This is a genomic window from Paenibacillus hunanensis (assembly GCF_034055775.1).
Taxonomy (GTDB): Bacteria; Bacillota; Bacilli; order Paenibacillales; family Paenibacillaceae; genus Saccharibacillus; species Saccharibacillus hunanensis.
This window is the reverse complement of sequence record NZ_CP139194.1, coordinates 2159411-2179681: the sequence shown is the minus strand read 5'-3', so window position 1 is coordinate 2179681 and position 20271 is coordinate 2159411. Positions and strand designations below refer to the sequence as shown.

Here is a 20271-nt window from a genome sequence, read left to right as displayed (position 1 = left end):
TATAAATATACATGAAATCTTATAAAAAAGACTGTCCCGCATCGCAGTCATTCGGATACGGACAGTCTTTTTTGTTCAGGCAAAACGCCCTATACACGTAATGATGAATTACGCGCGGGAAACGTATTTACCTTCGCGTGTATCAATGATCAGTACATCACCCTGGTTGATGAACAGTGGAACTTGAACGGAATGACCTGTTTCCAGCTTCGCGCTCTTCGTTGCACCAGTAGCCGTATTACCTTTGATACCTGGCTCTGTTTCAACAACTTCCAGCTCAACCGAAGTTGGCAGATTAATACCGATAATTTCGCCTTGATAGCTAACGATGTTAACGGTCATGTTTTCTTTCATGAATTTCAGTTCCCATTCCAGCTGGCTAGTGTTCAGCTCGAACTGATCGTATGTTTCGTTATCCATGAATGTGTGGTCGTCACCATTTGCATACAGGTATTGTACGCCACGGTTTTCGATCTGTGCACGAGCAATCGTTTCACCTGCACGGAATGTACGCTCTACCACGTTACCATTACGCAGGTTTTTCAGCTTGGAGCGCACGAATGCTGCACCTTTACCTGGTTTTACGTGTTGGAATTCAAGAACGGAATAGATGTTACCGTCCACTTCTACGGTCAAGCCTGTTTTAAAATCGTTTACTGAAATCAAAATAACGCCTCCTCATGTATGGTAAAGCCAGTTGTCATACAATATACACTAAACCGGTTACAACCAGCCTCAGTACTTATATATTGTACTATACCCTAATGTTAGGGAAAGCATACTCCGGTAAAGGAGCATGTCACAGGACGAAGCACGATCATCCGTAGCTGCTATGCATCGCTGTCTTCCGTATAAGATGAAGACAGCGGCGCATAACGCTACGAATGAGCGGTTCACGTCATCTGTAATATTTTATTCGGCATTCATGTTCTGTCAACCTTCCGATTGTCAAAAAATGTTATGCCGGTAAAATCGTGAATTGTTTGCTGGAATGAGTCAATACGCGAATACCATTCTCGGTAATCAACACATCATCCTCAATTCGAACACCGCCAAAGCCCGGTATGTAAATGCCCGGCTCTACAGTAACGACCATGCCTGGTTGCAGCACGGTATCGCTCAGCTTGGACAGACGTGGCTCTTCGTGAACCTCAAGCCCGATTCCATGTCCTGCACTATGTCCATACGCATCACCGTATCCATGGGCTGCGATGATGTCACGAGACAGCGCATCCGCCTCGCGTCCACCCATACCTGGCTTCAGATTCTCCAGCGTATGAAGCTGCGATTTGAGGACGATATCGTAAATTTCGCGGTGCTTGTCAGAAGGGGTTCCGACAAAGACAGTACGGGTAAGGTCAGATACATAGCCATTGTAGATGGCACCAAAGTCAAACGTAATAAATTCATCCACGCCGATCGGCTTGTCGCTGGCAACGCCGTGTGGCAATGCAGAACGAACACCGGAAGCGACGATCGTCTCGAATGATGGACCGGAAGCACCAAGACGGCGCATGAAGAATTCCATTTCGATCTCCAGTTCCTTTTCCGTTACGCCGGGCTTGATGTAACCAAGAATATGCTCATACGTTTTATCCGCAATCTCCGTAGCTTTTTCGATCGTAGCGATCTCCTCAGCATCCTTGAAGTTACGAATACCTTCCAGCAGACCTGATACCGGAACGAGCTGAACCGGTGCCAGCTTTTCCTTATACGCTGCATACCGGCTATACGGCATCTGATCCTGCTCAAATCCGATGGAGCCTACACCCCAATCAGCAAGCAGTCCTTTGATCGTATCTGCCACATTCGGTGCGTGCTCGGCAACAGTAAAGGCTGTAGCCTGCTCCGGTGCCTGAGTCATGTAACGGAAATCGGTAAGCAGATACGCTTGCTCTGCTGTAACGAGTACATAGCCCGCAGAACCTGTGAACCCTGTAATATAACGGCGGTTAACGCTGCTTGTAATGAGAAGCGCTTCAAGCTGACGCTCTTTCATCGCTTTACGCAATTGCTGTAAACGTGCTGTAGTCATGAACTCTCTCCTTCGCTCCGTTCTGTCTTCAAATAGCCAAAGATTATTTTACCATAGCGCAAGCAATTTTGAGAATAGCCAGTTGTAACATTCGTCTTCCAGCTACCTTGTACTTACAGGTTGTGGCAATGGAAAGGGAAATCCGCTACAATATAGGGTATCAACACTTTGCATCCCCATGCCTAAGGTACAGGGGGCAAGTCGCTATTTTAACAATCGTTCCGAGTGGACGATTCATCATGGAAGGGTGACTGTATTTGCCAAAACAATCTACTCCAGTCAACTATGGGGGCCAGGCCGTCATTGAAGGCGTAATGTTCGGCGGGAAAAATGTAAACGTAACCGCTGTACGACGCAAATCCGGCGAGATCACCTATCTGGAAGTTCCACGTACCGATAAGCCCTGGGTGCGCAGTCTGCGCCGCATTCCGCTTTTACGCGGTATTGTCAGCCTGATCGATTCAAGCGCAAAAGGCTCACGTCATTTAAACTATGCAACCGATGCGTATTCTGAGGATCAGATGGACCCGGAGGAATATGCGAAGGAAAAGGAAAAAGAACAATCGAAAACAAACCTGAGCATGATTCTCGGTGTTGCGGCTGTCGGCATATTATCTCTTATTGTCGGTAAGCTCATCTTCACCGTTGTACCTGCTGCAATAGAAGGATTTTTATTTGGACGTCTGTTTCAGAGCCAGTTTTTACACACACTGCTTGAGGGCTTGATCAAAATTATTTTGCTACTTGCCTACCTGTGGGGAATTTCGCAAACACCGATGATCAAGCGTCTATTTCAATATCATGGAGCGGAGCATAAGGTCATTACTGCGTACGAGAATGGCTCCGAGCTCACTCCAGAAAAAGTACAGCAATTCAGCCGTCTTCATTATCGCTGCGGCAGTAGCTTTATTATTTTAACCGTCATTATCGGTGTATTCATTTACTCCCTCTTTCACTGGGACGGAATGACCGAGCGCATTATTCAACGTATTGTGCTGTTACCGGTCGTTATCGGCGTTTCATTTGAGGTTTTGAAGTTTACGAATAGTTTGCGGGATATTCCAGTGCTTCGTTATCTTGGTTATCCGGGTCTGTGGCTCCAGCTACTCACAACTAAGGAGCCTACGCTCGATCAAATTGAGGTATCGATCGCCTCCTTTAACCGGATGCGTGAGCTAGATGCTCAGCTGGAACGACAAACTGCAACAGCTACCTTGCCGGATGCTTCTCCTGACCCTGTGAAAGGATGATGAATGATGAAAAAGTCACCTCTTCAAGCCATTTTTGTTGCCGTTATGGCATTGCTCGCACTGGTCGGGCTGGCATGGGGCGTATATCGTATGATTTTTATGCCTTCGACCTTTGATTGGAGCGGTATTATCGTAACGCTCGTATTGCTGGGTGTGGTGCTATATGCACTTCGTTCCTCACCAGCATTCCAGGGCGGTCGCAAGCAACCGAAGATTAAGCCGTCTGCACGTACGATGGCTAAAGTGAAGGCACAGCAAGGCAATTACAAAAACGTCTCCAAATCATCTCCTTTCGCTAAAACTAATCCATCTGGCAGAAGCAACGCCACTTCAACTGGAAGTAAGCCCAAAAAGAATTATCCATTCCAGGTTATTCAGGGCAACAAGGGCAAAGATGATGAAGAAATACCAAAATTTCATTAATCGAAGCGATGCCACTTATCTGTGATATGAACACATGGATATGACAATGCATTATTGAACGTGAATGATAGCTTTGATGTATAAAACTCCAACAATCATGGTTTAATCAGCTCATGCTGATGATTGCTGGAGTTTTTATTTTTATATGATGGAGGAATCTATGACTACGCTATTATTCGATACGATGATGCAGCCCTATTTCCCTTCCAAATCGATGGAGTGTAGCTGTGTGGGGAATCTAGCGGAATGCGAGGTTCTGATCGATCATTATGGAGCGCTACATACACGCTGGAGCTCCAAGCCGCAGCTTTCACCTACGATCGAAGCATTATGGTTGATGCCAACCACTAAGCAAATGCAGGCTTGTCATTACACTATACCAGCCGCATTACAAGCATGTAGTCAGCTTACCTTTCTGTATATTCCGCTCGCTATGCTGTCCCAGCTACACAAGAATGACTTACCTAGCAGCTTACAGTATTTACAAATCGTCAATATGGATATGGACTATCCCGCAACTAAGGTTGACTGGGAGCTATTACGTGATATGACGAACTTGCAAAGTGTTGTTATACATAACGATTTTGGTTCGCCCGATTGTGCTTCCCTGCTTGAAGGGATCGAGGTTCTTTTTCCTCGATTACGTTATTTAAGCTACGATGTGCGAAAAAATAGTAATCTGATTGCTCGTGCCCCTGAAGCGTTATCCCATCTGAATATCCTCGTAGTCGAAGGTGTCGGTGGAGAATACGATATACAGCTGCTGCCTGTTCATCTGCGTGCTCTGGCCATTATAGGGGCGACTCGAGATTTTGATTTACGTCCATTAGTAGCGTTACAGCAACTGGAAAGTCTACGTCTGAACGGAATGAAAGGCATCATTGATGTAGATATATTTGCTCAAATGAAGCAGCTTCGTGATCTGTTCATTATAAACTCGAAAAAGTGGCATCATCCTGAACGTCTGGCTGAACTCACACTGGATCATCTGACACTTATCGATTGTGGCAAGCCACTCAAAAAGTTCAAGTCGCTCTTTCACGAGCAGGCGTATGATACGTTAGATATTGAATTTTCTTGAATTGGAATGGTAGTAGTCGTGTGAGACCAATCAGGCTAGAGTAGCGGCTTAAATATACAGATACCTGCTGTTTGTGTGCGCACACGTATATCCATCTATATCTATTTTTATTTCTATGTGTATGTAGATCTTATCCAACCTTCATTTAAGCAAAACTATCCTCTCCTTCTCCCTCTACACATTTTTTGTGTAACAGTTCGATCTATACAAAAATCCCCCATCGCATCACACGATGGGGGATTTTTGCTATAACAGAGCAGTCGCTCGCTCTGCTAGAACCTTTTCATATCTCGAATTGCTCTCTTTATAATGATCTCTAATTTTTAAAAATGGGATGGATTATAATCCCCAGTACGAACGCAGCTTACTCAGCACATCAAGTGGATTTTTCTTCAAGTCCTTGGCACTGAAGAAAATGCTTCCTTTCACTGTACTGTACTTGGCATTGTACTTGAGCTGATTAATGATTTCGTCAGAGGTGTTCCAGCCAACCTCTGGCGTGTTCAGCTTGTAAATTGCCTGACCGATGTACAGATCGACACCCGTATTCTTCGTCTCATTTACCCACCAGTCTACGACTTTATCGTAGCGAGCGACTGGAAGGGACAAGCTCCAGTATACTTGAGGTGCAATATAGTCAATCCAGCCGTTTTTGATCCATGTGCGTGTATCCGCAGACATGCTATCATACGCGGTCACACCAGCCTTCGTATCCGATCCAGTCACATCGCTGGACTTATTACGCCATACACCGAACGGACTCACACCGAAGCGTACAGAAGGCTTAGCCGCATGAATCGACTGATCCATTTGCTGAATAAAGCTGTTGATGTTATTGCGTCTCCACTCTGCTTTGTTAGAGGATGCACCCTTGTACTGCGTATAGGTCGCATCATCATTGAACTTGTTGCTGGACGTTTCGGATGACGGATAGAAATAATCATCCAAGTGTACACCATCTACATCGTAGTTGTTTACGACTTCCATCACTGTATCAATGATCGATTGGCGTGCTGCTGGAATACCTGGATTGATATAGTATTTGCCGCCAAATTTGATCACCCAGTCAGGATGCTTGAGTACAACATTGCTTGGATCAAGTGAGCCTGTATTAGCATCCGTCGTTGCACGGAATGGGTTGAACCACGCATGCAGCTCCATACCGCGCTTATGTGCTTCTGCTACCATATACTCCAGCGGATCGTAGCCTGGATTTTTGCCCTGTGTACCTGTCAGGTACTTCGACCATGGCATTGTAGAAGACTTATACAGCGCATCACCCGATGGGCGCACCTGCACAAATACCGCATTCATGCCCATACCTTGCAGCTGATCCAGCAGTGCGGAAAATTCCTGCTTTTGCTTAGCTGCATTACCAGAGGAGCCTGTGCTTGGCCAATCCAGATTGAATACGGTCGAAATCCATGCCCCACGCATTTCTTTCTTTGCCGAAGGTGTAACTGGCTTTGTCGTATTAGCTGGCGTACCAAGTGTGCTACCGCTTCCCGTTGTGCTGCCTGTCGTTGCTCCATCATCACCCGTATAACCGCTTGTACGCAGGGTTACCGTCTGGTTCGCCTGATTCCAGTTTACAGTCAGGCCCAGTCCTTCACCGATAAAACGCAGCGGCACCATTACCCGACCACCGCGAATCTGTACGGAGGTATCCAGCGATACCGACTGATTGTCTACCATAGCCGTTTGTTGTCCGGCAGTGAGCACTAGCTTTTTACTGTCGCTCGTAATCGTTACCGTACTTGTCTGTTGATCCCAATTGATCGTTGCGCCCAGATTCTCACTGATGAGACGCAATGGCACCATCGTCACATTGCTATCGCTTGTAATGTATGGAGCCGCATCTCCTTGAATCGGCTTACCATCCAGCACAATCGCAATATTTGATGCTGCTGAGGCTGGCGCTCCGCTTACCGCCGGAACTAGAATAATCAGTGCCAGAAATAACGACATGTAACGCATCCATTTCATCGTTTCAGTACCTCCAGTAAATCTTTTCGTATCCGACTAGCCGACGTTGCTGTCTTGCCTGTTTACTTCGATGCTTTCTTTTTCGCATGATGAGTTGTCTATGTAATTAGACCGCATCCTGTTTCAAAAGTTGCGCCCAAAATAAAAGACATCTGTCATGTAATCGACAGATGCCTGCCTTATGAGTCGCTAACAAGCTCGCTTTGTAGTCTTTTGAGTTCTTCTACCCGTTCTGGATCACGACGGAAATATTCCACCAGCGTCTCGATCTGAGTAATTGAATCCCAGCTCAGATGATGCTCGATGCCTTCAACGTCCTTGTATATATAATCCGGATTTACACCGATAATATCCAGAAAATCCTCCAGCAGCTGGTGACGGTCTACAAGCCGTTTACCCATTTTCTTACCTTTGCTAGTCAATACAAGACCGCGATATTTTTCATAAATAAGGTATTCATCCTTATCCAGCTTTTGGATCATTTTGGTAACGGACGAAGGGTGTACTTCCAGTCCTTCGGCAATATCCGATACACGCGCATATCCCTTTTGCTCGATCAATTGATAGATGCGCTCCAAATAGTCTTCCATACTGGGCGTTGGCATCTTGCTCCCCCTTTGAATGCACGTTCTCGTTAATGTGCCGACAATCACATGACGTCATGAATTATCGTTCATTCAATAATCATACATGGAATGTCGCGTGATTGGCAAGTTTTCGCGTGCTTTTTTTGCCAGATAAAGAACCTTTTACAGACGGTGAGATTAGGCTCTCCAGCCTGCAAAAGGTTCGATTTAGACAGCCCGGCTACACGCTTCAAGCGTCCGTTTGAAGCGGCAACATAGCCGTTATTTCTTTTAAAAATTCGCTCAATTCCGTTATTGCCTAATACGTGGTATGACTTTTTCGTTATATGACGGTTACCGTTATTATTTTACCAGCGCGCCATTCGGCATGCTGTCTGGTACGGTAGCCAGTGTAAGCTGATCGCCCTGCGAAGCTGCCAGAATCATACCGCGCGATTCCTCACCACGCAGCTTCACTGGCTTGAGGTTCGTTACACAAATAACCTTACGACCTACCAGCTCCTCCGGTGTGTAGAACTTCGCAATACCCGATACAACCTGACGCTGCTCAAACCCAAGATCCAGTTGTAGCTTCAATAGCTTGTCTGCTTTTTTCACCGGCTCGGCTGCGATAACCTGTGCTACACGTAGCTCGACTTTGGCAAAATCATCAATGCTAATCTCTGTTTTGCCTTCTTCTGGCTCAGCAGCAGGCTTGCTTGCTTCTGCCTTTGGTGCAGGTGCAGACTCATCCGCTGCTTTGAGCACGCCACCCATCGCTTCCACGATATAGGCAACCTCTTCCTTCGCATCCAGACGTGGGAAGATCGGATCGCCCTTCGCTACCTTCGTTCCAGCAGGCACAAGACCAAATTGACGAGTGCTATCCCATGTTGTCAGCTCTCCATCTGTAACACCGATCTGCTCACGAATCTGCTGTGGTGCGCGAGTCAGGAATGGCTGCAATACGATAGAGATAATGCGTAGCGATTCGGCAAGATGATACATAACTGAATCCAGTTGCGGACGGTTCGCTTCATCCTTCGCCAGCACCCATGGCTGAGTTTCGTCGATATATTTGTTCGTACGGCTGATCAATTGACTGATTGCTGTGAGTGCCACTGAGAATTCCAGCTTCTCCATAGCGGTCTCAATCTTATCAATCGTCTGTCCGACAAACTCCTGCAATGTACCATCAACTTCGTTGACTGCACCACCATAAGCAGGCACAATGCCGCTACAATATTTATCGATCATCGCTACTGAACGATTCAGCAGGTTACCCAGGTCGTTTGCCAGATCGGAGTTCACGCGATCGACGAAGCTTTCCGGTGTAAATGTACCGTCAGAGCCGAATGGCACCTCACGCAGCAAATAGTAACGCAGGGAATCCAGACCGTAACGGTCGATCAGTGTAACTGGGTCAACTACATTGCCTTTGGACTTGGACATTTTACCGTCCTTCATTAGCAGCCAACCATGACCAAATACTTTTTTCGGCAATGGCAGATCAAGTGCCATCAGCATAATCGGCCAATAGATCGTATGGAAACGTACGATTTCTTTACCGACCAGATGAATATCTGCTGGCCAGAACTTGTTGAACAGCTCTTCATTGTCGCTACCATAGCCAAGCGCTGTAATATAGTTGGACAACGCATCGATCCATACGTAGACGACATGCTTAGGATCATTTTTAACCTTAACGCCCCAGTCAAATGTTGTACGGGACACAGCCAGATCTTCCAGACCTGGTTTGATAAAGTTATTAATCATTTCGTTTTTGCGTGATTCCGGCTGAATAAAATCAGGATGATCCTGATAGTATTGCAGCAGACGATCCGCATATTTGCTCATACGGAAGAAGTAGGATGCTTCTTTTACCAGCTCTACTGGATGACCGCTATCCGGGCTTTTACCGCCGATCACTTCGCCTTTATCATTACGCTCGATATCAACAAGCTGTGTCTCCGTGTAAAAGGTTTCATCCGGAATACTATACCAGCCCTCGTATTCCCCTTTATAAATATCGCCTTGCTCTAACAGACGGTCAAAGATGTTTTGTACGACATCCTTGTGACGTTGCTCGGTTGTACGGATAAAGTCATCATACGAGATGTCCAGCTTATCCCACAGACTCTTGATCCCCTCAACAATGCCATCCACGAATTGCTGTGGTGTCTGTCCTTTCTCGGCAGCCTTACGTTCAATCTTCTGACCATGCTCATCTGTACCGGTCAAATAACGGACGTCATAGCCTCTCAATCGCTTGTAGCGTGCCATCGCATCGCCTGCAACCGTTGTGTAGGCATGACCGATATGAAGCTTATCACTCGGATAATAGATCGGTGTTGTAATATAAAATGTCTTGTTCTCTTCTGGCATAAATACCCCTCCTTGATAAAATGGATCAACAGCTACAGCAGGCTATACAGACACAAAAAAGCCCTCGCCCCTATGGGACGAGAGCTGTGCTCACGTGTTACCACCCAACTTCCCCGCTTTCTTACGAAAAGCAGGCTCGTTAGCCTGTTCAGGCTAGCCATTAACGCTGGCTCACGCTGTAGCCTTACGCACGGTCATCCCGCTTCGCTCGACTTCAGTTCCTCCCGGACCATCTTCTACAGCGGCTCCCAGACCGGTTCGCAGCAACTCCGGCTCTCTGCACTGTGCCTATTCTGTATACTTATCCGTTCACTGGATGTCTATGATCTTCCTATGCTCTTCAATATACCTAATCGATGTCAGCACTGTCAAGCGATGTGCGCTTCCGTTCACGTACAGGTGGCACCAGGTCAATACCACCCGGATGAAACGGATGACATTTACTAATACGTACCGCTGCAAGCCAGCTTCCCTTTAGCACACCATGTACCTCGATCGCTTCCAGCGCATACTGAGAGCAGGTCGGGTAAAAACGACAGCTCGGCGGCTTGAGCGGTGAAATACATTTACGATAAAAATGGATGGGCACCTGCACCGCACGCCGGCTCCATTTCTGCGGCTTATTCACTGACTTTTTCCTGCCACAGATTCACCGGCAGCAGCGGTTGCGAGCGCGCTTTTCTTCATATGCAGGGCTGGGCCTTCCTTGCCGTCGCCACCTGTTGCATGACCCGACTCCCCTGGCAGACTGCCAAGCTGCGCACGACAATCCTTGCAGTAGCCGAATACCTCGAACTTGTGGCGAATCACTTCAAATTGCTCTGGCATATCCGTCATATCCATCGGACAAAAAGCGATCGGATACGTTTTTTCGCATTGCAAGCAGATCATATGATGGTGATGATGATCCTGACTGCAATGACTTTTAAACTTCACGCCATCCTCAAATACAATCTGCTCCAGTACACCAAGCTCCTGCATGACACGTAAATTCCGATACACCGTATCAAAGCTGAGTCCACTATATTTACGCTCCATATATTCATAAACGTCCTTCGCCGTCAGATACCCCGGCGCCTCAGCAAAAAGCCGTGCCAGCGTACGACGCTGATCGGTAATGCGTAGCCCTTGCTTGGACATGATGTCAATAATCTGTTCTGTAGACAGCATGAGTGTCTCCTCCTGTCATTATTCCGGTACAGGTTACAATAACTGCCGGATGCTCAATTCAAGTAAATAACCGTATACAGCGCTTCTGTACACCTCATATTCACTATTCGTAATCATAACTATTATACACCAAAATAATCGCTGTGCCGAATATTTATAGTGGAATCGTATCGAATTTTAAAAGAAAGTATATAAAAAACGGAGCCGCCTGAGCGACTCCGTTGATGTTGAGCAAAAGTATCGATAAGTATCACCTATTGACCATCGATCAGTGCGAGATACTCAGATAGCGTATTCGGTGCTAACCTGTCTTTATCTCTGCTCTATATTGTTGTACGGGTATTATTGCTTTTTCGCAGGCAACTGGTTGAACAGCAGGTTAACCGGCAGGTTACTACCCGGTGCAGCTGTGAACCAGATTTCGACTGCTTCTGTATCCAATGCGCCTGTACGGTAGAGAACAACATTTTCGTTCGCTGTTGTTACTGCCGAATTACGCTTAACCGGCGTACTTACACCATTTACAAAAATGTAGCCAGTGTAGCGACCGCCACGAGCATTAAAGGAAATGAGCGTATTTGGTGCAACCATATCGAGCTTGATTCTGTACAATACACCAAAGTTACCAGCATTCGATGCATCTGTACCGGACAATGGATCTGTACCGATCAAGTTAGGGTCACTATTGTTATCACCCATCGGCAAACGAACTCTTGTGTTTCCGATCAGGCTTGGGATATGAATCAGACGAGTCGAATTATCATACGTACCACGGTTGTGAATACCGTCGCGATCCAGCTTTGGCAATGTGTTCATCGCCTGCAATGGATCCGCATTTTCGTCCACCATCAATACAGTGTACTGAATGTTGGAATCACTCACCAGATCAGCAAACAGTGAGATAACGGTATCATTAGGCATCGTGGATGCATTCAACTGATTGAAGATGACCTGACTTTGTCCAGGCTGCAATGTCATGTTCATTGCATCTTTACCGCTTTGCAGCGATTGATAGTAACGATCAACCGATACTTTACCTACAGCCGTAGCATATTGGTTTGGTCCGCCAAAGCCGATTGCCAGCTGGTTAATGTTGGCTGGTGTAGCATTCGGGTTCGTAGCAATCACATACATTTTCACACGCTTACCTGTTTCGTTCAAATGGTGAACCATAAAGCGAGTTGGACCATTAGCGAACTCCTGGTACACGATACCTTCAGACAGTACGCGTTCTGGACTGTTACTACGAATCAAGCGTACAGGCTCAGAAGAAGCCTCGAACGGAGTCACTTGAAGTCCTGGTACTTCGCTGCCATTAAAGTCGAACGAATCACCGATTGGTGTGAACAGCGGATAAAATTCATCTGCTGTGTACAGTGTATCATTTGTAATATTGATCGTTTTGCTGTATGTGCCTGTTGCACCATGCTTATCGGTTACAGTCAATGTGATCGTTTGTGGTCCTGGTGTGAAGAAAGCAAGCTGATTGTTGGACCAATCTGTTTTTGTAATCGCATTTTCATCATCTGTACTCATATCTGTATACGTGATCAATTCACCCATACGATACGAATCGCTATTCGTTGTGAACATCGCTACCGGCGGCTGGTTCGGTGGCAGTACATTAAGCGTCACGCTGTACGGATCGCTCCACTGTCCATTCGCATCCATTACCTGATACGTCACAACATGTGAGCCTGCTTCCGCGAATACATCCTCGCGTCCAGTCCAGCGTTCATCAACGATAGGTGTACCGTCAGATGTGCTAGATTTTGTAGTGTAAGTTACTGCTGTTTGTGTAGCATAGATATCCTTTGGCGATACGGTGAAGGAAGCGGTTGGCTTCACTTGCAGATCCATAATGACCATTTTACCTTGAACGGTATATGGAATATTCAGCGCAGCCGTGATTGAAGTGAGCGGTACCATAAACGTTCCTTTTTGTTGGAACGAAGCACCCTTCATCATCGATTGCACGCCATTTACCGTGTAAAATTTGCTATCTGTTTTAAAACGAAGCTCTTTGCCATCCTTGGACATTACTGTTTCTTTCGTACTGGAATCATATGTAAGCGTAAGGCCAACACGTTCCACCAGTGCACGTACAGATACGTAAGAGACACCATTTTTGACAGTCATCGGCTGATTGGAGAAATACAGCTTGCCGTCACGATAGATCTGATTGGAATTCATGATAAAGATCAGTTTGTTAGGTCCTGCCGAATACACATCGGTTACGACAGAAGGTGAACTTGTTACTGGTGGAACCGTTGTAGTTGGTGGTGTAGTGGTTACAGGAGGTGTTGTTGGAACATTCGTGCCGCTTGTTCCAGTCCCTGTGCCATCGACACTTGCTGGGTCTGTGCCCATTGTACCGGAATCTGTGGACAGTCCATTATCATTTAATGATTGATCACCATACACATCCTTTACAATTCCGGTTGCTGTATCGCCTTCTGCTGCGAACGCCTGACTTGCAGGGAATGCCGCAACTACCTGGGTAAAGGCAAGCACAGCTATTAGCATGCTTTTCTTGAATTTCATTGTTCGACTCCTTCTTATGTCTTTTTTTCTATACATTCAGATGTCAAAATAAAACTCCCCTGAAATGACACGTTATATAAGACGCTCGAATTGCTGAAAAGTTTCTGTCTGATTCGTAAAAGCCACGTTAAAATATCGTTGTTCACATTTCAGCCACAATTAAATGACATGATATGCATAAGTATGTACATGCGCACGAAAAAGCCTGTCCTCCGCAGATGGACAGGCTTACCATTCCTGTATCAATCATGGCGATCATCGATTCAAACTTTAATATGATGTCGATGACGGAGTTGCAGCCCCACATCTGAAGGAGTGCTGCATTCTTCATCATAGGCTTCACTGCATATCAAGTCAAATCTGCACGCCGTATTGCTCATTCAACGTAACAGGCAAGCGCCCGGTCGCTGTAGCCGCTCCTGCAAGCACAGCTGCCAGTGCCTCAGCTGCATACTTGCGATTCTCATAGGCGCAAATGTATGTTTTCACATCAGGTAATGCGTTCAAGTCATAGGGATTGCGCATCGATGCTACGATAAAAGGAACCTGTAGCTGTTCGTGTAGTTGTCTTGTCAGCAGTGCCTGTCCCTCTGGTAGCTCGCCTGCGGCCGTATAAGTAACCATGACGACGAAGCCTGCCGCCATTGCTTGCTGTATGACCTGCTGTCGCTCCACTTCATCTGGCTCAACATCGATAGCAAGCTGACGTGCCGGTAGCCCCTGTAGCGACAACGCCTCTGCTAGACTCACTTCATGACGCGCTGGCTCGTCCACCTCAGTTCGACGAATCACCTGCGGCCAGATAACAAGTCCTTCTAGAGCGGATACAGGGCGTCGCAGCGGAAGCTGTCCTTCATCTTTCACCACCGTAATGCTATGCGCTGCGATTCGTCGTAGCACCATTTCCGTATCGCGTGCACCTAATAATGCAGCGAGCTGTGCTTCACTTACTGGCGATGTATCCATCTGACGTTGCGCCTTCAGCTTCAATATTCGTTTTAATGCTGCATCGATGTGCTGCTCGGATAGACGCCCTTCCTGAACAGCCACTCGAACTGCCTCAATCGCTGCAATCTGTTCCTCCAGCGTATGACTTACAAGTAACAGATCCGCTCCTGCCTGCGTAGCCCGCACCGCTGCTTCTGGAATTGAAAAATGCTTCGCAATCGCGTGCATTTCCAGACAATCGGTGACGATCACACCCTCATAGCCCATCTGCTCACGCAGCAATCCAGTCAGCACCGAGCGAGATAACGTAGCTGGTATAGGCTCTGACTCGAACGCGGGAAATATTACATGTGCCGTCATAATCAGATCGGCTCCAGCATCAATCGCATGGCGAAATGGAAGCAACTCGACTTGCTCTAGACGCTGCCGATCATGAGGCACCGAAGCCAGACCATAGTGCGAATCTACATCGGTATCACCATGCCCGGGAAAATGCTTTGCAGTCGCCGCTACATTCTGCGCCTGCATCGCTCGAATCGCCGCCGCACCGTGCAACCCGACGGTCTCTGGCTTTTCCGAATAGGAGCGCACGCCGATCACCGGGTTACGCGGATTATTATTCACATCGACACAGGGAGCAAAATTCACATTGATCCCAAGTGCATGCAGCTCGCGCGCACTGATCGTAGCCGCCGCAGCCGTAAGCTCCAGATCATCTGCGGCACCGAGCGACATATTGCCTGGAATGAGACTTAGCTCCTCCTGATCAATACGACTGACCATCCCGCCCTCCTGATCAATCGCAATCAGTAACGGGGGTAAACCCTGCTCACGTGCCATATCCTGCAAGCTGGCCGATAAATGATGGATTTGAGTAGCTGTACCGATATTGCGCCGAAAATAAATCACACCACCAATATGATATTGCTGGATTAATTGTTGAATCTGCTCATCAGGTACAATATCGTGAAATCCGCATACAAAGAGCTGTCCAATCTTTTGCTCCAATGTCCAGTGCGCTATCTCTGTATTCATGCTACTCGTCCTCCCTTATCCTCCATAGACTACTAGCTCTATTTGCAACTATTATACGAAGCTCTGCTATAGATAAACAAGTTTGGCGATATACAAAAAAGCACCTTACAGCGTCATGTGATCTTCCTGCCAGGCAGGATACATAGCGCTATAAGGTGCATAATAAGGATAAGCTCACACAGATCAAGCGTTCAGCAACATACATAATGAGAAAATGAATGTTATAGCTATAGAATATAAGGCTTCATCAATCATTCCGTTTCATAATGTCAGCGCGTCTGGAATGCTTGCCCTTACCCCTTAACGAACACAGGCAGTTTGACGTCGTCCCTGTTCAATCAGACGATATGCTCGTTCCACCTCGGCTTCTGTCGGCGAAGGCACGCCATCCAGCGGATAGATGCGGCCCAGCGACTGCCATTTATAAATGCCCATCTGGTGATAGGGTAAAATCTCAAACTTCTCTACCCCATCCAGTGTGCCGATGAATTCACCCAGTGCGATCAGGTCTTCCTCTGCATCATGAATGCCAGGGACAAATACATGTCGTATCCACATTTTGCGGCCATGATCCGATAACCACCGTGCCAGCTTCAGTGTGCGCTCATTGGATACACCTGTCAGCTTTTTGTGCTTTTCATCATTGATATGCTTCAGATCGAGCATGACCAGATCAGTTACTTCAAGTAGTTCGTGAATCTTTTCACCATCATTATATCCATTGCTATCGAGCGTTGTATGAAGATTCCAGCGTTCTTTCACCTCACGGAATAATGCTCTGACAAAAGGGGCTTGCAACGTAGGTTCACCGCCCGAAACGGTAAGTCCACCGCCAGAGCTTCGATAGTAGTTCAGATAAGGCTCAATCTCAGCCAGCACTTCGTCCAGCTGCATCACCTTACCTCCGTCCAGATTCCAGGTATCGGGATTGTGACAATACTGGCACTTCATCAGACACCCCTGCATAAATAATACGAAACGAATACCTGGACCATCAACGGTACCAAATGTCTCCAGCGAGTGAACACGGCCTGTTACCATGATCATTCAGCCCCTTTCTCATAAGTAGTATAACCGAACAGATTCGGATGATTGTATCCAATAGCGATGGTAGCAGCCGATCGGCTCGCAATATATCGATGATAATGGTGGGAACCCTGATCAACAACGAGATGAAGAAAAGAGCATCCCACTTGCAATATATCGATAATGAAGCGAACCGATCCTTGTCTGCTAGCTGTAGCCTTCTGTCCGGCAGCCATTGGTTGTGTGGAGCCTTCCTATCAGGCATCCGTAGTAGCATATTCTGCTACTGTTGATGCACTCACCGGGCACTTACAGCGAAGCGAGAATTACATCGCGCTGTGGAACGTACGGTTGATCACATCAAGCTGTTGCTCGCGAGTCAGTTTAATAAAGTTAACTGCATAACCGGATACACGGATGGTCAGCTGTGGATAGTTCTCTGGGTGTTCCATTGCATCCATCAGCTGCTCGCGGTCAAATACGTTCACATTCAGGTGATGCGCATCACTGCCAAAGTAGCCATCCAGCATTGCGACCAGATTCGATTTGCGAGTTTCTTCTTCTTTACCAAGTGCTTTTGGTACGATCGAGAAGGTGTTGGAGATACCATCCAGACTGTGCTCGTATGGCAGCTTCGCTACCGAGCTGAGCGATGCAAGAGCGCCTTTTTTATCACGTCCATGCATTGGGTTAGCACCTGGTGCGAATGGCTCGCCTGCTTTACGTCCATCTGGTGTTGTACCTGTTTTCTTACCATAGACAACGTTCGAGGTGATTGTCAGTACGGATTGAGTAGGAACCGCTTCACGATACGTTTTGTGCTGACGAATCATGCTCATAAAGCTTTCAACCAGCTCAACGGCAATCGCATCAACACGATCATCATTGTTACCGTAGCAAGGATATTCGCCTTCGATTTCAAAATCGATTGCAATGCCCTGTTCGTTACGAATTGGTTTGACTTTTGCGTATTTGATCGCACTCAGTGAATCGGCAGCTACCGACAGACCGGCGATACCACACGCCATCGTACGTAAAATGTCACGGTCATGCAGCGCCATCTCAATACGCTCGTAGCTATATTTGTCGTGCATATAGTGAATGATGTTCAGTGCATCCATATACACTTTGGACAGCCATTGCATCATTGGTTTGTAGCGTTTCATGACTTCATCGTATTCCAGATATTCTGATGTGATCGCTGGATATTCAGGGCCAACCTGCGCGCCGGATTTCTCATCTTTACCGCCGTTGATCGCATACAGCAATGTTTTAGCCAGATTCGCACGTGCGCCGAAGAATTGCATTTGTTTACCGATGCGCATTGCGGATACACAGCAAGCGATACCGTAGTCATCACCATAGATCGGACGCATCAGATCATCATTTTCGTACTGAATCGAGCTCGTTTCGATCGATACTTTCGCACAATATTTTTTGAAGCCCTCTGGAAGCTGCTCCGACCACAGTACAGTCAGGTTAGGCTCTGGTGCTGGACCAAGATTGTACAGTGTATGCAGGAAGCGGAAGCTGTTTTTTGTAACACGAGTCGTACCGTCTACTGCCATACCACCGATGGATTCGGTTACCCATGTAGGGTCGCCACTGAACAGCTCGTTATAATCTGGTGTGCGCAGGAATTTGACAATCCGCAGCTTCATTACGAAATGGTCAACCAGCTCCTGTGCTTGTTCTTCGGTTAATGTGCCTTCTTTCATATCGCGTTCGATATAAATATCAAGGAAGGAAGATACACGTCCGAGGGACATGGCCGCACCGTTTTGTTCTTTTACAGCTGCCAGGTAACCGAAGTACAGCCATTGGAAGGCTTCTTTTGCATTTTGTGCTGGCTTGGAAATGTCAAATCCATGATCCGCAGCCATCTGCTTCAGCTCGTTCAGCGCTCTGTATTGCTCGCTGATCTCTTCACGCTGGCGAATTGTAGTTTCATCCATATACTCGCCCAGTGTCTCATCATGCTCCTGCTGCTTTTGCTGCATCAGGAAATCTACACCGTACAATGCAACCCGGCGATAGTCACCGATGATACGACCGCGACCGTAAGCATCTGGCAAACCTGTTACGATACCGGATTTGCGGGCTGCACGAATCTCAGCAGTATAAGCATCAAATACACCCTGGTTATGCGTTTTACGAATATTAGTGAAAATGTCGATTACAGACTGTGGAACTTCGAAGCCGTAAGCTTTACAAGCATCGATAACCATCCGAATACCACCGTAAGGCTGAATAGCACGTTTGAATGGCTCGTCTGTTTGTACGCCGACTACCTGTTCTTTTGCTTTGTCCAGGTAACCTGGGCCGTGGGATACGATGGATGCTGGTGTATTAACATCCACATCCCATACGCCACCGCGCTCGCGTTCTTCACGGGATAACCGAGATACGATCTCCCACAGATCATTTGTATTTTGAGTAGGGCCAGCCAGAAAAGCTTCGTTACCAACATAAGGATTGATATTTTCATCAATGAAGTTTTTGGTGTCTACGTGGTTTGTCCATTTACCTTGCTTGAATCCTCTCCAGGCTTGCTGGATGTTTTCCTGTACGTTACGTTCGATTACGGACATTGATAATCCCTCCATGATTTGTGAATTAAATCACAAATTTTGTTGTGCGCTGACTTGTAACCTTGCGCCAGTGGGTTGTGCTCTGGCTATGTCTTTATTATGAAGGATAGAAGGGTATAAATATGTGATAAAAATCACAATTTGAGGTGCTTATTATGATTTTTATCACTTTCTGTAGTGGATACAGATGGGAATTAATTGTAGTACAGTTGGTTGGAATTGCAGATATTGTGCTGATGGGCTGGCTTGAAATGAGGTTAATGCTGCTGAAGGGTATGTCTTTTTGTCATACAGGTGGTTGGGAATTTGGATACAGTTGGTGGGGATTTGGAATAGTGCAAATGTGGTGGTTGGAATTTGAATTAAACTTGTTGGGTATGGAGTGGTGTGATGGGTGAGATTACACCACTCCGTCAAGGAATAAGGGGACGGACTCGGGTGGAGCCGCGGGAATCTTTTGGAATGGGGAATACATGAAGATTCCCGCCCCTCCAAAGCAGTACGATATTTTGCTTCGCAAAAATCACTTTTCCATTGAACCCCGTGTTAGGAAATCACTAACACTATAAGTCGTCCTTTCCCCTTATTTCCTTGCCTTCGTTCTGCAATGCTCGCATCTGGAAAGCATAGGTAATACATTAAAACCGAAAGTACAAACTTAGATGTTTAAAGTCACTCTCGCACGGAGAGTGACTTGCATCCACATCATGCAACAGCTGTCGAATTGATGCTTTCAATCCACACTCTCGCACGGAGAGTGACAGTGCGCTCACCTGGTACGGCGCTGGAAGCTCGATCTTTCAATCCACACTCTCGCACGGAGAGTGACCGTTTCCGTCTTACTTCCTCGGCAACTTCCCAGATCTTTCAATCCACACTCTCGCACGGAGAGCGACGGGGAGCATATGGGGATACTTTCATCGATATAAAACTTTCAATCCACACTCTCGCACGGAGAGTGACTAAACTGGTCGATTACTTGCGCTGGTGGATCTTACTTTCAATCCACACTCTCGCACGGAGAGTGACTACAGTACCAGCATCGCTGTATCCAGCAGGGAACCTTTCAATCCACACTCTCGCACGGAGAGTGACTGCATGCCTTTCTAACCCTTTCGTAGCAAGGGAAAAACAGTTCAAAATCGCGAACCTCCTTTTTAGCCTACTGGAAACTGGTGAAAAAGACAACAAAAAACCTCAAATCCCTTATGTAGCAAGGAGCGCGAACCTC

15 protein-coding genes and 1 other annotated feature are annotated in these 20271 nt (G+C 46.8%); of the genes, 4 read left to right on the top strand and 11 right to left on the bottom strand.

Going from position 1 to position 20271, the window contains the following annotated elements:
• Positions 1–108: 108 nt before the first annotated feature.
• Positions 109–666, bottom strand: coding sequence for an elongation factor P (gene efp / locus SK066_RS08845; protein ID WP_188775203.1), 558 nt, complete (start codon positions 664–666; stop codon positions 109–111).
• A gap of 292 nt (positions 667–958) precedes the next feature.
• Complete coding sequence (locus tag SK066_RS08840) at positions 959–2035, bottom strand: M24 family metallopeptidase (RefSeq protein WP_320544388.1); 1077 nt, start codon at positions 2033–2035, stop codon at positions 959–961.
• Between the two features lie 257 nt (positions 2036–2292).
• On the opposite strand from SK066_RS08840, the gene SK066_RS08835 reads away from it, so the two are divergent.
• The 3 genes from SK066_RS08835 to SK066_RS08825 all read left to right on the top strand — a co-directional run bounded on the left by SK066_RS08835 (position 2293) and on the right by SK066_RS08825 (position 4789).
• Positions 2293–3285, top strand: coding sequence for a DUF1385 domain-containing protein (locus SK066_RS08835; protein WP_188775201.1), 993 nt, complete (start codon positions 2293–2295; stop codon positions 3283–3285).
• Between the two features lie 3 nt (positions 3286–3288).
• Entirely contained in the window at positions 3289–3708 is a 420-nt protein-coding gene (locus tag SK066_RS08830; protein ID WP_320544387.1) for a hypothetical protein, read from the top strand.
• A gap of 160 nt (positions 3709–3868) precedes the next feature.
• Positions 3869–4789 carry a hypothetical protein gene (locus SK066_RS08825; RefSeq protein ID WP_320544386.1) on the top strand — a complete coding sequence of 307 codons (921 nt, stop codon included), beginning with the start codon at positions 3869–3871 and terminating at the stop codon, positions 4787–4789.
• A gap of 339 nt (positions 4790–5128) precedes the next feature.
• On the opposite strand, the gene SK066_RS08820 is transcribed toward SK066_RS08825, so the two are convergent.
• The 9 genes from SK066_RS08820 to pflB form a co-directional block, all read right to left on the bottom strand.
• Complete coding sequence (locus tag SK066_RS08820) at positions 5129–6775, bottom strand: family 10 glycosylhydrolase (RefSeq protein WP_320544385.1); 1647 nt, start codon at positions 6773–6775, stop codon at positions 5129–5131.
• Positions 6776–6954: 179 nt separating this feature from the next.
• Positions 6955–7380 carry a transcriptional regulator MntR gene (mntR, locus tag SK066_RS08815; protein ID WP_250343496.1) on the bottom strand — a complete coding sequence of 142 codons (426 nt, stop codon included), beginning with the start codon at positions 7378–7380 and terminating at the stop codon, positions 6955–6957.
• 324 nt (positions 7381–7704) lie between these two features.
• The gene (metG, locus tag SK066_RS08810; RefSeq protein WP_320544384.1) at positions 7705–9726 is read right to left on the bottom strand and encodes a methionine--tRNA ligase; all 2022 of its coding nucleotides are present in this window, start codon (positions 9724–9726) and stop codon (positions 7705–7707) included.
• 70 nt (positions 9727–9796) lie between these two features.
• Positions 9797–10048: a binding site (T-box leader), on the bottom strand.
• Between the two features lie 27 nt (positions 10049–10075).
• Entirely contained in the window at positions 10076–10354 is a 279-nt protein-coding gene (gene yidD, locus SK066_RS08805) for a membrane protein insertion efficiency factor YidD (RefSeq protein WP_320544383.1), read from the bottom strand.
• The gene (locus SK066_RS08800) at positions 10351–10896 is read right to left on the bottom strand and encodes a Fur family transcriptional regulator (protein WP_320544382.1); all 546 of its coding nucleotides are present in this window, start codon (positions 10894–10896) and stop codon (positions 10351–10353) included. Before SK066_RS08800 ends, yidD begins: the two co-directional genes overlap by 4 nt.
• Before the next feature lie 342 nt (positions 10897–11238).
• On the bottom strand, positions 11239–13440 hold the full coding sequence (locus SK066_RS08795) for a stalk domain-containing protein (RefSeq protein ID WP_320544381.1): 2202 nt from the start codon (positions 13438–13440) through the stop codon (positions 11239–11241).
• A gap of 354 nt (positions 13441–13794) precedes the next feature.
• Entirely contained in the window at positions 13795–15423 is a 1629-nt protein-coding gene (nagZ, locus tag SK066_RS08790) for a beta-N-acetylhexosaminidase (protein ID WP_320544380.1), read from the bottom strand.
• A 300-nt stretch (positions 15424–15723) separates the two neighbouring features.
• The gene (pflA, locus tag SK066_RS08785; protein ID WP_320544379.1) at positions 15724–16464 is read right to left on the bottom strand and encodes a pyruvate formate-lyase-activating protein; all 741 of its coding nucleotides are present in this window, start codon (positions 16462–16464) and stop codon (positions 15724–15726) included.
• Positions 16465–16775: 311 nt separating this feature from the next.
• Positions 16776–19040 (bottom strand): formate C-acetyltransferase, encoded by a 2265-nt coding sequence (gene pflB, locus SK066_RS08780; protein WP_188775191.1) that lies wholly within the window; start codon positions 19038–19040, stop codon positions 16776–16778.
• A gap of 155 nt (positions 19041–19195) precedes the next feature.
• Here pflB and SK066_RS08775 point away from each other — a divergent pair, with 155 nt between their 5' ends.
• Entirely contained in the window at positions 19196–19438 is a 243-nt protein-coding gene (locus SK066_RS08775) for a hypothetical protein (protein WP_320544378.1), read from the top strand.
• Positions 19439–20271: the final 833 nt, after the last annotated feature.

Coding starts and splice junctions, on each gene's coding strand:
- SK066_RS08840 (WP_320544388.1), bottom strand. CDS start 2,035: ATGACTACAGCACGTTTACAGCAATTGCGTAAAGCGATGAAAGAGCGT.
- SK066_RS08830 (WP_320544387.1), top strand. CDS start 3,289: ATGATGAAAAAGTCACCTCTTCAAGCCATTTTTGTTGCCGTTATGGCA.
- SK066_RS08825 (WP_320544386.1), top strand. CDS start 3,869: ATGACTACGCTATTATTCGATACGATGATGCAGCCCTATTTCCCTTCC.
- SK066_RS08820 (WP_320544385.1), bottom strand. CDS start 6,775: ATGAAATGGATGCGTTACATGTCGTTATTTCTGGCACTGATTATTCTA.
- mntR (WP_250343496.1), bottom strand. CDS start 7,380: ATGCCAACGCCCAGTATGGAAGACTATTTGGAGCGCATCTATCAATTG.
- metG (WP_320544384.1), bottom strand. CDS start 9,726: ATGCCAGAAGAGAACAAGACATTTTATATTACAACACCGATCTATTAT.
- SK066_RS08800 (WP_320544382.1), bottom strand. CDS start 10,896: ATGCTGTCTACAGAACAGATTATTGACATCATGTCCAAGCAAGGGCTA.
- SK066_RS08795 (WP_320544381.1), bottom strand. CDS start 13,440: ATGAAATTCAAGAAAAGCATGCTAATAGCTGTGCTTGCCTTTACCCAG.
- nagZ (WP_320544380.1), bottom strand. CDS start 15,423: ATGAATACAGAGATAGCGCACTGGACATTGGAGCAAAAGATTGGACAG.
- pflA (WP_320544379.1), bottom strand. CDS start 16,464: ATGGTAACAGGCCGTGTTCACTCGCTGGAGACATTTGGTACCGTTGAT.
- pflB (WP_188775191.1), bottom strand. CDS start 19,040: ATGTCCGTAATCGAACGTAACGTACAGGAAAACATCCAGCAAGCCTGG.
- SK066_RS08775 (WP_320544378.1), top strand. CDS start 19,196: ATGATTTTTATCACTTTCTGTAGTGGATACAGATGGGAATTAATTGTA.